The organism is Microcoleus sp. N9_A1 (assembly GCF_036701795.1).
Lineage (GTDB): Bacteria > Cyanobacteriota > Cyanobacteriia > Cyanobacteriales > Microcoleaceae > Microcoleus.
Genome location: NZ_JAUBRI010000018.1, coordinates 56,081 through 71,008 on the forward strand (window position 1 = coordinate 56,081; position 14,928 = coordinate 71,008).

8 protein-coding genes are annotated in these 14,928 nt (G+C 46.9%); 6 read left to right on the forward strand and 2 right to left on the reverse strand.

Annotation, left to right across the window (positions count from 1 at the left end; genetic code table 11):
* Positions 1-118 precede the first annotated feature (118 nt).
* Complete coding sequence (locus tag QUA58_RS11210; protein WP_333394082.1) at positions 119-979, forward strand: Uma2 family endonuclease; 861 nt, start codon at positions 119-121, stop codon at positions 977-979.
* 54 nt (positions 980-1,033) lie between these two features.
* Here the strand turns inward: QUA58_RS11210 and QUA58_RS11215 are convergent, their stop codons facing one another.
* Positions 1,034-2,011 carry a class II fructose-bisphosphate aldolase gene (locus QUA58_RS11215; protein WP_333251219.1) on the reverse strand — a complete coding sequence of 326 codons (978 nt, stop codon included), beginning with the start codon at positions 2,009-2,011 and terminating at the stop codon, positions 1,034-1,036.
* 293 nt (positions 2,012-2,304) lie between these two features.
* Complete coding sequence (locus QUA58_RS11220; RefSeq protein ID WP_333251216.1) at positions 2,305-3,039, reverse strand: phosphoadenylyl-sulfate reductase; 735 nt, start codon at positions 3,037-3,039, stop codon at positions 2,305-2,307.
* A gap of 1,012 nt (positions 3,040-4,051) precedes the next feature.
* Here QUA58_RS11220 and QUA58_RS11225 point away from each other — a divergent pair.
* The 5 genes from QUA58_RS11225 to QUA58_RS11245 all read left to right on the forward strand — a co-directional run bounded on the left by QUA58_RS11225 (position 4,052) and on the right by QUA58_RS11245 (position 14,925).
* Positions 4,052-4,417, forward strand: a complete 366-nt coding sequence (locus tag QUA58_RS11225; RefSeq protein WP_333251212.1) for a response regulator — start codon at positions 4,052-4,054, stop codon at positions 4,415-4,417.
* Positions 4,418-4,673: 256 nt separating this feature from the next.
* Positions 4,674-5,177, forward strand: coding sequence for a chemotaxis protein CheW (locus QUA58_RS11230; RefSeq protein ID WP_333251210.1), 504 nt, complete (start codon positions 4,674-4,676; stop codon positions 5,175-5,177).
* A 144-nt stretch (positions 5,178-5,321) separates the two neighbouring features.
* Positions 5,322-11,111 carry a PAS domain S-box protein gene (locus tag QUA58_RS11235; RefSeq protein ID WP_333394083.1) on the forward strand — a complete coding sequence of 1,930 codons (5,790 nt, stop codon included), beginning with the start codon at positions 5,322-5,324 and terminating at the stop codon, positions 11,109-11,111.
* Between the two features lie 299 nt (positions 11,112-11,410).
* Positions 11,411-14,233 (forward strand): hybrid sensor histidine kinase/response regulator, encoded by a 2,823-nt coding sequence (locus QUA58_RS11240; protein ID WP_333394085.1) that lies wholly within the window; start codon positions 11,411-11,413, stop codon positions 14,231-14,233.
* Positions 14,234-14,505: 272 nt separating this feature from the next.
* On the forward strand, positions 14,506-14,925 hold the full coding sequence (locus tag QUA58_RS11245) for a chemotaxis protein CheW (RefSeq protein WP_333309642.1): 420 nt from the start codon (positions 14,506-14,508) through the stop codon (positions 14,923-14,925).
* Positions 14,926-14,928: the final 3 nt, after the last annotated feature.

Here is a 14,928-nt window from a genome sequence, read left to right on the forward strand (position 1 = left end):
ATTGACTTCACGGAAGAGACGAAGAAAAGTTTGAAATAAACGTTTTACAGGGTGTTGGCGCTCGTCCTGCAAGTATAAAAATGATGTTAGCATAAATGCAGTCATTTCTCAATATTATATGTTGCCTTTTAAATATCCTGTGCCGCAAACCGATCCGCCGCGATCGCCCAGAGAAACGCTGCCGACAATGTACGATTTACCCAGCGAAGACCCGGAGGAACCTGGTTTACCTGACGAATTTCACGATTTGCAGCCGCAGTTGTTGACCCTGACGTTTCGACCTCGGAATTATCCAGCTTCTGAGATATTTAGCGGCACCGACATGAACCTTTATTATGACGTGCATCACACTCTGTGGCACAAGCGGCCGGATTGGTTTGGAGTTGTGGGAGTTCCCCGACTTTACGATCGATCCGAACTGCGGATGAGTTATGTTACTTGGCAGGAAGGCGTGAATCCTTTTGTAATTGTAGAACTGCTTTCGCCGGGAACAGAAAAAGAAGATTTAGGCGACAATACCGATGAAGAAAAGTTGCCACCTCAGTCGGGAAACACTGCGGGTAACGGGCAAGCTTTGCAGCCGGAGACGAAGGACGAACCGCCGAGAAAATGGGAGGTTTACGAGCAAATTTTGCGGGTTCCTATTTATGCCGTTTTCAGCCGCTATACTAACAAATTGCGAGTGTTTGAATTGAAGGGCGGACACTATCAAGAATTAGAATTGCCCGAGTCGCGAGTGTGGATTCCTGACTTAAGTTTGGGCTTGGGTTTGTGGCAAGGAGAGTTTCAGGCAATCGATCGACTGTGGTTGCGCTGGTATGATGTTGATGGCAATTGGATTCTGACTGAAGCGGAACAGCAACGGCAGCGGGCCGAGTCAGCGGAATCTAGGGCTCAACAAGCGGAAGCTCAATTGCAGTCTTTAATGCGGCGGCTGCGGGAATCTGGCATCGATCCCGATCAATTTTTAAACGGTTAGAGAGGACTGAAGTCCTGACTACAAACTGGTTCGCAGTCAGGACTTTAGTTTTTTTTACTTCACAAGAAGACAGAAGGCCTCACTATACACAGGCTTTAACATTTGATCGAAACTTGATTGGTTGCGGCTTGTTTGTTTGTTGCGGGTAATCTTTGCGGTCAATTCATCCGTCTCGACAGAGTGATGCAAATAAGCTTTACCGACAGAACCAAAAAGTTGCAGTTTGTCAGAAATGACCCATCGCATGGCATCGATAGCTTTTTCCATTATTTCCAACAAATCCGGATGTGCCTCAGAAATGCTACTTTTTAACACGTCCATATAAGCTTCGCGAACTTCCGTATTCACATTAAATTTAGATACTCCGAATTTAATACATTGATGAATCATTGAGTCCGGCAAACCGCTAGCACCGTGAAGCACTAATGGCACTGAAACAGCAGCCCGGATTTTTGCCAGACGCGGAAAATCAAGTTTGGGTTGGCTGAAATATTTGCCGTGAACGTTACCAATTGTTACGGCTAAAAAATCCACCTTAGTTTCTTTGATAAACTCTACTGCTGCTACGGGATCTGTCATTTTGGCAGCTTTCTCATCGATTGTCAAACCGTCTTCCCTGGCACTAATTCTGCCGATTTCTGCTTCAACTGCCGCACCGTTAGCGTGGGCTAATTTAGTCATTTCCCGGCTAAATATTAAGTTTTGTTCGTATGGCAAAAAAGAACCGTCTGCCATAATGGATTTAATGCCAGCGGCTAGACCGAGGTGAATGTCTTTTTCTGAGGTGCTGTGATCTAAGTGTACTGCGATCGGCACTAAAGATTTGCGGGCTGCTTTGATGCACAGCGCGACTAAAGGCGATTTTCCGTATAGGAGGGTGCTGGGGTGAAGTTGCAGTATAGCAGGACTGTGCAGCGCTTCGGCCGCATTGATGACGGCTTTTACTCCTTCGAGGTTGTAGACGTTAAAAGCGCCGATTGCATAACCATTTCTCAAAGCCGTGTTCAGCAATTCGCTAGTTGAGGCGAGCATATAGTACCTACTTTAAAAACTTTTCTGAATGTTGATCATTCTATCAAAGTTTAAGGGCAAGCTCAGCTTAATCTGTGTTTATTTTAATTGCGAATTCTTCGGCTAGCATTTATTCTCAATGTCGGTCATTCTATCAAAGTGCAAGGGCAAGCTCAGCTTAATTTGTGTTTATTTTAATTACGAATTCTTCGGCTACGATTTATGTGAAGTGCATTTATTCTTGGGCAAGGTGCGCCTAGCGCACCCTACTATTTGTTTGGTGAGCCTAGCGCACCTTACGACTAAGGGATTTACTATGTTTGTGCGTTACCAGCGTGCAAACCGCACTCTTTTACGGTCGCTTCTTCCCACCACCAGCGACCTTCGCGTTCGTGTTGGTTCGGCAATATCGGCTTCGTACAAGGTTCGCAACCAATACTTACAAAACCGCGTTCGTGCAACTTGTTGTAAGGCACATCCAAAGCGCGAATGTATTCCCAAACTTCTGCCGAAGACCAATTGGCTAAGGGGTTGAATTTAATTAATTCATGGTCTGGAGTTGAAAAAGCACCGTCAACTTCAATCACCGGAATACCATTGCGGGTACTGGGACTTTGGTCTTTGCGTTGACCGGTAATCCAAGCATCGAGGGTATTCAATTTCCGGCGCAGCGGCTTGACTTTTCGCACGCCGCAGCATTCTTTGTGACCGTCTTCATAAAAACTAAACAATCCCTTTTCATCTACTAGGGCTTGTACTTCTGCTGCATCGGGAAACATTACTTCTAATTTAATGCCGTAATGTTTTCTGACTTGATCCAAAAACTGATAAGTTTCTGAGTGCAATCGTCCGGTGTCTAGGGTGAAAACGCGGAAATTTTTGTTGATTTTTGAGGCAATATCGATCAGAACTACATCTTCAGCCCCGCTGAAAGAAATGGAGATATTGTCAAAATTTTCTAGGGCAAATTTGAGAATGTCTCGTGGTGTTTTTTGACTGTATTCTGCTTCTAGCGCGGCAATGTTGAGATTTCTTTGGATGGCAACCATATTTTCGGGTTTTCGGTGTTCTTTTCCTCTAGCCCTTTATTATAGCCGATCGCCGTCTCTCCCTCACCGACTAATTTGACAATCAAGCAATGTCGTCCGGAACCCCCGGATTCATCCGTGAAGCGAGAAAAAAGCTCCGACTGCTCATCACCCGCCTCCGGATTTATCAGTGGGAGCGCTTCTAAAATCTAAAATCTAAAATCTAAAATCGATTGACCGCATCTTCCAGCAGTCTTTGCGGCTGGGTTCACAATCAAACTCAAGGATGGCGCCTGCTGGTAGCAGTTTTGGTGAAACCAACACTCCTCTACTCGGTAAAATGGGACTGCCGCGCGGCCTATTGAATTTGCCCCCCAATTATAAATCACACACAATAGAATTCTTTAAATGTCATTGTTAAAATCCTCAAATTTGAATTGTATCATTAATAAAATAATAGCGCTTGCTCAGCGATATCGGGCTGTATATTAACTGAAATAAACTTTATTCTTCACCCAAACTAGCACCGCTATAACTATTTTACGTTACAATTAATAGCGTTAATAAATAATTTATTTAGCATTATATTAGGTACTAATTAAAACTAGATTTTGGGGAATAAAGCTAAAATAAACGTAGAAAATTTGGCTTTTTTCCCCTACATATTCTTCTATTAAAATCCTAAAATATTGGTAAATTTATTACTCCCTCAGAGCGGGTTCGGGGAGGGTGGGGGGGTAAATTTGACGACTCCGGCAAGGATTGCTATACTAAGAACTGTTGGTTTTGAAACACCGAATTACAAGAATCAATTACTAATTGCCGATTAATTTATTCAGAGCGATTCCGTTAGTAAAGTAAATTTTTATCGCTTTTTATCCCTGACAGCTAACCTTCAGCCATACGATCGGCTATATTGTATTTGGAAGTACATTAATTTGTCCGCAAAGCGGTCTAGTCCCATCGCCGCCGATCGCGCCAGCTTCTGAATAAACGTAGTCCGCTGTCAATAACAGCAAGGAAGTGTGGAATCATGTCAAAAATTTTAGTAGTGGACGACGTTAAGAGCGAACTAGAAATCATCTGCCGCATTCTTCAAGATGCCGGATTGGATGTGATCCGGGCAGGCGACGGCGAAGAAGCGATCGCCATGATCCGCAAAACCCCTCCGGCTTTGGTCGTTTTAGATGTAGTGATGCCACGAATGAACGGGTTTGAAGTGATCAGAGAATTGCGGGGCGATCGCGCAACTGCCAAATTGCCCGTAGTATTTTGTACTCATAAAAACACCGAGATCGATAAAGCTTGGGGAACCGATTTAGGCGCCGACGCTTACGTTAGCAAACCCTTTGAACCTCAGCAACTGGTCCACATAGTGCAACGCCTGCTTTCGACGTAATCCGAATATAAAGTTATCGGCAGATTTCCCAAAAATATTATACCGAAAAACCCCGTTTTTTTTAAGAAACTGGGTTTTTGAATTCCATAAAACTTTATGTTTAATCATATAAACCTGCTTATTTGCCCAGCCGCGATTTATTTAACGGAAACATTTGACGCACCAAAACTGATGCAGAAAAACTAGATCGGCGATCGACTTTAGGGTCAAAGCAAAATTCTAATTTGTAAGCTACACTATAAACTAAAAATAAGCCATGAAAATAACGGCTTCCCCCGCTGGGGGGAATCAGACAAGTGGAACAAAGCAATTTCTCCTGTTCGGTCAAGGAGGCAGTCTGTTCGCCATAGACTTAGAGGCAGTACGGGAAGTCCTTTCCTTCAAGGAACAACCGATTTCCCTGGTTCCCAACACCCTGCCATTTTTGCTGGGATTAACCAACTTGCGGGGCGAAATCTTAGCAGCAGCAGACTTCGGACTGTTCGTCGGTATTGAGTCGGTTGACATCTACCACCCAAACAGCCGCATCTTAGTTGTAGAAGCGCCCGATCCACGAGACGTGAGATTGTTGTCGAGAATCCGCCTGGGATTAGCAGTCTCCCGCGTCGAAGGAGTTTTACCTCTCAGTCCCGATCGCATTGTCTCAGCACTAGATGTGAGTCCCGACCTAGCTCCATTCTTAAAAGGTCTGTACAATTCCGAAGGACGCTTGCTAATGATTGTCGATGTAGAAGCAATCGCCCATTCCGAACGCTGGTAATTAAACAGTTGACAGTTGACAGTTGACAGCGAGGTTTTTAGACAGTTGACAATTGACAAAGAAAGAATAGGGAGTAAATCTAAAATCTAAAATTTTGCAATCTATCCATCGCCCGCATTTGAGTTACCAACTATAAATTTTATCATGAAACTTCTCTATACCTGGATCGCAACAACTTTCACCCTGACATTGCCAGACTTCTCTCCATCGCTGCTAGCTGGGGTTGCTAATTGCATCATTTGTGTCTGTTACTTTGGCATCGCCTCGCTGATCAGCTTAGGTTTGTGGCGAAACCGTCAATTCGGGTTCGACATCTTCGCCACAGTCACAGCAGGCATATTTTGGAGCTGTGGTTTGGGACACAGCGGCCACGCCGCCGAATACCTGGGACTGCCACACTCCCCGGTAATGCAAACTGTCTCCGATTGGATAACTGTAATTCCGGCGATCGGATTTTTGAGTTTATCCAACCGCTACCAATTCTTAGTAGGTTCCACCCAAATTATCAAGTCCAAAAAAGCAACAGAACAAGCCCTCAGCCAAACTACTCAGCGATTTCAAGCCATCTTCGATCAAGCTTTTCAAATCATCGGATTATTAGAACCAGACGGTACTTTGATCGAAGCAAATCGGACAGCGCTAGAATTAGGCAACTTCCCAGAATCACAAGTGCTGGGACAGAAATTTTGGCACACACCTTGGTGGGCAGCATCCCCAACCAACCAGCAGCGAATAAAAACCAACATTCAACAAGTCTCTACCGGCCAATTTGTGCGGGAAGAATACGAAATCACAGGCTTCAATAACCAGTTGATAGTAATTGACCTATCCTTTAAGCCGCTGTTAAATGAAACTGGACAAGTCTATCAAATACTCGCAGAAGGCCGCGAAATTACCAAACGCAAAAAAACAGAAGCGGCATTTCAACAACTAACTGCAGAACTAGAGCAGCGAGTCAAGGAAAGAACTGAGCAAATTTCGCAAACTAACGCCCAATTGCAACAGGAAGTTCGCGATCGCATCGCTGTTCAAGAGCAATTAAAAGCTTCGGAACAATTTTTAAATAACGTCCTCAACACCATCCCAGACCCGATTTACGTCAAGGATGAACAGCACCGCTGGTTAACATTAAACGATGCCTTTTGTCAATACATCGGTCACAGCCGAGAAGAACTAATTGGCAAAGCTTACCGCGACTTCTTGCCGAAAGAACAAGCAGACATATATGAAGAAAAAAACCAATTAGTTTTCTTGGCAAACACCAGCATCGAAACCCAAGAAACCATCACAAACCCAGCCGGAAACACCAGGTTTCTCTCCGTCAAAAAATCTACCTTTGTCGATGCCTGTGGCAGCAAAGTCCTCGTTTGCGCGATTCGAGAAATCACCAACCGCGTGGAAATGGAAGAACAACTGCGGCACACACTCGCAGAAGCAGAAAGCTCCCAAAACTTGCTGCGGACAGTCATTGACGCTACGCCAGACTGCATCTTTGTCAAAGATCGAAACTCGCGCTATACCCTAGTCAATACAGGTTTCGCCACCGCCTTCGGCAAAACTCAAGCAGAAATTATCGGCAAAGACGACGCAGAAATAGGCATATCGGTCGATCAAATCTTTGGCAACTTCCACGCCCACACAGACTCCCCGAACCAAATCCAAAAATTCCGGGCAGACAACCATCTCGCCCCGAACTCCAACGACTTCGCCACTTTAGCCGACGGAAAAGTACACAGCTTCGACACCCAGAAATTGCCCCTCAAAGACGCAGAAGGCAACATTTTAGGAATGCTCGGCTTGGCACGCGACATCACACAACGCCGCAAATCTGAAGAAGAACTATTGCGGTTCAAAGCAATTTTAGAAACCACAACAGACTGGGTAGGCATAGCCGACACCGAACAGCGCACCATTTATCTCAACCGCGCAGCCAGAGAAATGTTGAGAGTTGGCGAGGACTCAGGTTTAGCCGGAGTCAGCATTTCCGACCTGACATCGCCCAAAAGTATCGACACTATTATCAACGTCGGCATCCCCGCAGCTTGCCGGGACGGGGCGTGGAGCGGCGAGACAATTTGGCAAACTTTAGACGGCAAAGAAATACCAGTTTCTCAAGTAATTATTGCTCACAAATCCGAGAAGGGAGAAATTGAATTTCTGTCAACAATTGCCCGCAACATTACAGAAAGCAAGCGCACAGAAGAAACCTTGCAGCAGAACTTGCAAATGCTCGACCTGGCAAGCGATGCCTTGATCGTTCGGGATATGGACGGCAGGATTAATTATTGGAGTCAGGGAGCCGAACGGATGTACGGCTGGACAAAAAAAGAAGCCTTGGGGAAAGTCACAATTACTCTATTGCACACCATTTTCCCCCAGCCTTTAGCAGCTATTTCCGCACAGTTAGAAGAGCAAAATTATTGGGAAGGAGAATTGATTCACGTCACCAATTATGATACCCAAGTCACCGTATTTAGTCGCTGGAATTTGCAGCGAGACGAACAGGGGAAACCCAAAGCAATTTTAGAAACTAACAACGACATCACGGAGCGCAAGCAAGCAGAAATCGAAAAGCAAAGATTGATTGCGATCGTAGAAAGTAGCTCGGATTTTATCGGTACGGCAACCCTGGAGGGAGAGGCAACATACCTCAATGCGGCTGGCCTTAAACTAGCAGGATTGCAAAATATTGAAGAAGTAAAAAGCAAAACTATATATGAATTCTTCTCAGCAGAAGATGCTAAAAGCTTAAAAGAAGAAATCCTGCCGGCTACTATGCGAGACGGTTTTTGGCAGGGTGAATTCCGCTTGAGGAACTTTCAAACCGGCGAAGACTTTCCGGTTGACTTCACCCTATTTACCGTCAAAAACCCAGAAACTGGCGAGCCTATGGGGTTGGCAACAGTTACCCGCGACATCAGCGATCGCCAGCGGGCCCAAGAAATGCTGCGCGATCGCGAAAGACTGTTCCGAGCCATTTTCGACCAATCGTTCCAATTAGTCGGGCTGCTAGAACCCGACGGCACCGTCTTAGAAGCCAACCAAACAGCCCTGACAGTCGCCGGACTAGGGCGCGAAGACTTCATCGGCACGCAGTTTGCCGAAAATCTGTGGTGGCAGATTTCCCCAGAAGCCAAGCAAAAAGTCGAAGCTGCAGTCGTCAAAGCCGCCGCCGGCGAATTTGTTCGCTACGAAGCCGACGTGCTGGTTGCTGGAGGTGCTGTGATGACTGTGGACTTCTCCCTCAAGCCGATCGTAGATGACAACGGCAAAGTCGTGCTGCTAATTCCAGAAGCTCGCGACATTAGCGATCGCAAAGCCTTAGAACGAGAATTAGTTTTGCGTCAATCCCGCTTTGACGCATTTTTTGCCGCCGCCCCGGCCGCCATGTTTATCTTTGACGACCAGTTGCGGTTCGTGCAAGCAAACGAGAAATTAGCCGAAACTACCGGCGTTTCAGTTGCCGAACACCTCGGCAAAACGGTGAGGGAAGTTTTACCGGAAATGGTTGATACCCTAGAGCCGATATTGCAGCAGGTTCTCGCCACCAACCAACCATTGTTAAACGTTGAGGTGTCGGGAACAACTCTCAACCAACCGGGCGTGATCCGAGATTGGCTGGCTTCTTACTTTCCTTTGGCCGGAGAGGACGGCAAACCGATGGGTGTCGGCGGTGTGGCGATCGAAATTACCGATCGCAAAACAGCCGAAGCAGAGCGCGATCGGTTTTTCACCCTCTCCCTCGACTTGCTTTGCATCGCCGATTTTCAAGGCAAATTCAAGCGCCTCAATCCCGCTTGGGCAAAAACCCTCGGCTACACCGTAGAGGAATTGCAAGACCAATCTTTTATCGATTTCGTCCATCCCGAAGACTGCGAAAAAACCTTAGCAGAAACGGCAAAAATAGCTAGCGGAGCCGAAGTAATCGCTTTTGAAAACCGCTATCGGTGCAAAGACGGTTCCTACAAATGGCTGTCGTGGAAGTCGCGACCGCTAATAGAAGAAAAGATTATGTATGCAGTCGCTCGCGACATTACCCAAAGCAAACAGGCGATCGCCCAACTGCAAGCAACAACAGCCCAATTAGCCAGTTCCGAAGACAAATTTAGAGGCCAAAGCAATCTTTTGCAACTGTTAATTGACAGCATTAGCGACGGCGTAGTTGCAGCCGACGAAAATGGCAATTTTGTTTTATTCAACCCCGCCGCCGAAAATATCTTTGGCTTGGGTTCCACGGATACTCTTCCCGACGAGTGGTCGGGAAAATACGGCTTATTTTTACCAGATGGAGTCACTCCCTATCCCGCAGCCGACATACCTTTAGCGCGCGCAATTCGAGGAGAATCAGTACGCGAAGTAGAGCTTTTCACTCGCCACGCAGCCCAGCCGGAGGGCCTGTGGATAAAAATTAGCGGCAGCCCGCTCAAAGACGAAACCGGAGCAATCAAAGGCGGTGTAGTCGTTTGCCGCAACGTCACCCAAGAAAGAGCATCCCAGCAGCAGATGCAGCAGTTGGCCGAGACACAGCAACGCTTGTTGCAAGAACTCAAAACGCGGCAAAATGCTCTGGACGAATCGGCGATCGTCAGCGAAACTGATCTTCAAGGCATGATTACCTACGTCAACGATCGATTCATGGAAATATCCGGTTACAGCATGGGAGAACTCCTGCACCGCAACCACCGCCTCGTCAATTCCGGCTACCATCCCAAATCATTTTTTGAAGAAATGTGGGTGACACTTTCTCGCGGTTTGGTGTGGCAAGGGGAAATCAAAAACCGACGCAAAGATGGAGCGTTTTACTGGGTAGATTCGACGATCTCCCCCATTTTTGATACCAGCGGCACAATAGTCAAATATATCGCCATTCGCTTTGACATTACCGAGCGCAAAGAGGCAGAAGAACGACTAGGAAAATTGGCAGCAGAACGTAAAGCTGAAGCTGATTCTCTGACTCAGCAAGTCGTTAAATTGTTGGGAGAAATTAAAGGCGCGGCTCAAGGCGACTTGACAGTCAGGGCGGAAGTGACTAACGACGTTTTAGGTGCTGTCGCCGACTCTTTTAACTTCTTAATCGGTTCTCTGCGGAAAGTGGTAACGGGAATTCAAACTTTAGCCGAACAGGTAACATCTGCCACCGGCGAGTCAATTAACAATACCAGTCAACTCACCCAACAGGCGGAAGTTCAAGCAACAAAAATATCTGCCATCATGCGGGAAATCGAGCGGATCGTGAATTCGATCCGCGACGTGCGAGATGTTTCGGTGCGGGCCGAAACAGTCGCCCAGCAGTCTTCTCACACTGCTGAAGTCGGCGGTATGGCGGTCGATCGCGCTGTCGAAGGCATTAACGGGCTCCGGTTGACGATCGCCTCTACCTCAAAAATGATGAAGCGTTTGGGCGAATCTTCGCAGCAAATTGGCAAAATTGTCACTTCGATTTCTCAACTTGCTTCCCAAACGAATTTGTTAGCACTGAATGCTACGATTGAGGCGGCGCGCGCCGGCGAACAAGGTTTGGGTTTTGCGGTTGTCGCCGAAGAAGTGCGGAAGTTGGCAGAAAGATCCGCTGGCGCTACGGAGGAAATCTCGGAAATTGTCGGTACAATTCAAGAAGAAATCAGCCGTGTGATGAAGGCAATGGAATCGGGGACGCTGGAGGTAGTGGAAGGCACTAAGCTGGCAAGCGAAGCTAAAACTCACCTCAATGCCATTATCGAAGTTAGTCGAGAAATGAATGCTTTGGTGCAGAATATTACGATCGCATCTGCCAAGCAAACTGTTTCGGCTGAGGGAATTGCTAACAGTATGCAGCAAGTCAACGAGATTGCTAATACGACTGCACAAAAAGGTGCGGATGTCAAAGCATCTTTGGACGAGCTGTCTGGTTCTCTGGGCCAATTGCAAAAGTCGGTGGCGAATTTCCGCAGTTAGTTCAGTTGACAGTTGACAGTTGACAGTTGACAGTTGACAGTTGACAGTTGATAGTTGACGGTTGACTGTTGACAGTTGATAGTTGACGGTTGACTGTTGACAGATTAGATAATTCGGCGATTGAAATCGCTACTAAACAAACGAAGTCCACTGCTAGCGGACTAAGAATGCCGGATTTAGTATTGATAATCGTAAATCCGCCCCTAAAATAATTACAGTCAATTAACCTGACATCATATATAAAAAAACTGCCAACAGTCAACAGTCAACAGACAACAGTCAACAGACAACCGACTAATATGAATGATGACGATTTAAACGAATTAATAGATGCTTTTACCGCAGAATGCGAAGAGTTTCTCCAGTTAATGGAGACGAATCTGCTGGCGATGGAAGCTGCGGGTTTGAAAGAGCGACAAGCGGCAGTTAAAGAAATGTTTCGGGCGGCTCACTCGATTAAAGGTGCGGGTTCGATGTTGGGCTTTCAAAACGTATCGGCGGCGGCTCACACCCTGGAGGACTGTTTTGTCATTTTGCGCGATCGCACAGACTTGTCAGCCCTGGAACCGACTACTGTGAGTGTTTTGCTGCAAGGGGTGGATGCTCTCAAAAAGATTACGATCGAATCAGTTCAACACTCCGATGTCACAACTCCGGATCAAACGGAAAACTTGGAGGCGATCGAGCAAATTCACGCTCAGTTCGAGGCCAAGTACGGCAAGGCAGAACCGCCGCCAGTCCCCGCAGTCAGCCAATCGACCGCCCCGGAAACCCTGAAACAGATTTTTGAGCACCAAGTGCCGGCACTCTTCAATCGCCTAGAAACCGAGCTTTCCCAAGCTTCCGAGGCAGATTTGGCAACAAGCGTCACCGCCCTCAACCAGGTTTACTACCAACTCTCCGGTTTGGCTGGAATGCTGCAATTGCCGGATTTTGGGAAAATCGCCGCAGCCCTCAGCGCTTTGATAGACTCTCCCGACTTGACTCTACAACGGTTGCAATCCGAGGGTTGGGCGATCGCCCAAAACTTGCAAACCGCACGCCAACAAATATTGGAAGGAAGGGCGATCGACATCCCCGAAATCTCCCCCACTCCCACTCTCCCCCTCTCCCCCACTCCCCCTCCCACTCCCCCCCTCTCCCCCTCCCCCACTCCCCCCGAAATCCCCCCCTCCCCGACTCTCCCAGTCCCCAACCCGCAAAGGCCGACAATCCGGGTAGACTTAGAACGCTTAACTGAATTGGTGAATCTAGTCGGGGAATTAGTCATCAACCGTACAAATTTAGAACTTCAAGAATCCGAACTGCGTGGCGAAGTCAAGCGCATCCGCCGCAGTATCGTAGATTTAAACCAATTCGGCGGCCAGTTGCGGGAAGAATACGACAGACTGAGTTTTGCAGACTGGAAAGGGGGAAACGGGAACTCTGGATTGGGAAAACTCGCAGCAGCAGAAACAGAATTCCCCATGATTGCTAACGGCAAATCCTCTCCGATCCATGCTCACTTCGATATCTTAGAGATGGATCGTTATACAGAGTTCCACTCGACAGCCGCAGAAGTCATCGAAACTGCCCAAGCAATTTCTCAATCCGCCACCAAATTAGACACCTTAGCCATGAAATTCGAGCGCAGTACCGACCAACTGCGCCGCATTACCGAACAACTCCGCAGCCGCGTCATGCAGTTGCGAGTCGTGAGTTTCAGTCGCGCCGTCGATCACTTACCCAGAGCCCTGCGGGAAATGTGCCTCACTTATGAGAAAGATGTCAACCTGCTGCTAGTGGGAAGAGATACCAAAATTGACGAAAGTTTGCTCGACGCTTTGCGCGACCCCTTAATACACTTAGTGAGAAACGCTTTCGACCACGGCATCGAAATGCCCGAAGTTCGGAAAGCAAGCGGCAAGCCGGCCAGCGGTCAAATTGAAATAGAAGCCCGCCACCAAGGTGGCCAAACTATTATTACTGTCGCCGATGACGGCAAAGGCATTGACCCGGAAATGATTCGCCGTAAAATTGTCACAAAGGGTTTGGCTACGGAGGAACAAGCTCAAGAATTTTCCATTGCCGAACTCTACGATTTTCTGTTTTGGCCGGGTTTCAGCACTACAGAAGGGGTCAGCGACCTTTCGGGGCGGGGAGTCGGGCTCGACGTGGTGCGAACAAATTTGCGGACTGTGCGGGGGACTGTGAAGGTAGACTCTCGCCTGGGAAAAGGTACGAGTTTTATCATTAAACTGCCACTGCTGCTGTCGATTACTGATGCTTTGATGGTGAAGACCGATCACAATAAAATAGCAGTGCCACTGGATGCAGTCGAGGAAATTCTGCACATTAAAGCGTCGGAAGTTCACATTGCCGGCAATCAGCCGATGCTGTGGTGGCGGGAGGAATTTATTCGTTTGGTGAGGATGCAAGATTTGCTCGAATACAGCGTCGTCGCGCCGGATGCCCCCTCTCCTGACCCTTTGAGTCTAGACGAAATTCCTGTCCTGGTTTTGGCTTCTACCGAAGGAATGCTGGCTGTGGCTGTGGAACGGCTGATCGGCCAGCAGGAAATTGTGGTTAAACCTTTGCCGCCGCCTCTATCTAAGCCTCGCGGGGTTTTGGGGACTACGATTTTGGGGGACGGGCGCGTGGTGAATATTCTGGATGTGGACGATTTGGTGGGCCAACCTGTGGTAAATAGTTCGATCGGCGCTGTCTCCGGTAAAGTGCAGGAGATACCGGCGAGTTCGAGTCAGTCACCGCAGATTTTGATAGTGGATGATTCCTATACAATTCGGCAGTTGCTGTCTCTGACGCTGACTCGTGCTCGCTACCGGGTGGTACAGGCTAAAGACGGTGTGGATGCCCTGGAAAAGTTGCAAAATGGTCTTGATTGCAGTTTGGCGATCGTGGATATTGAAATGCCCCGGATGGATGGATTTGAATTGTTGCGATCGATCAGATCGACCGAGCGGTTTGCTAAGATTCCCGTAGCCATGCTGACATCCCGTAGCGGGGAAAAACATCGGCAAATGGCAATGGAATTAGGCGCAAATCAATACTTCACCAAACCTTACAGCGAAGCCCAACTTTTACAAGCTATCCCCAAATTAATCCACCAATCAATAATTTAATCCAAAATCTCAAATCTCCCATCAAATAATCCCTAATCTCAAACAAAACTTAGGCAAAAAGTAATTGAACACGCGAATTATAGTGGGAAGATACGCAACCGACGCACCTACTAAAATCCAATAATTTTCAATTTTCAATCAAATAATTTTCATTCTTCAATCTTCAATCAAATAATTATTCAATCTAAAATCTAAAATCTAAAATCTCAAATCCAATGACTCACGCTAATTACAATCGCCGATTTCGGAGCAAGAAACAAGCCACTGTTATAATGGCCCCTAAAAAGTTTGTTTCCTTTGAACTAGGAAATATTTACTATGCTGTTCCTATTGAACGAGTGGAGCGCATTGTTAAAAACTTTAATACCTACGGCACTTTACCTAACGGTAATAGTTTACTGCGGCATCAAGAAGAACTGATTACTATAATTAATTTATCCAAAATATTTCCCAGCAGTCCGAGCATTGCTGAGTGCAAATACCTGATTATTTGTACCTTAAATAAAAGCGATCGGTTGGGGATTCCCCTTCCTGATATGCCAAAAATTTTGGAAATTACCGAAGAAAGCTTCTGCGAGATTCCCGAATTGTACCGTCAACAGCAACTGCCTCCGGTAATAGAAAAGTTAATTCGCGCACCTGATGGTTCCGAAGTTTTTTATCTAAATTTTGATTTATTTAGCGAAATGTAGGGT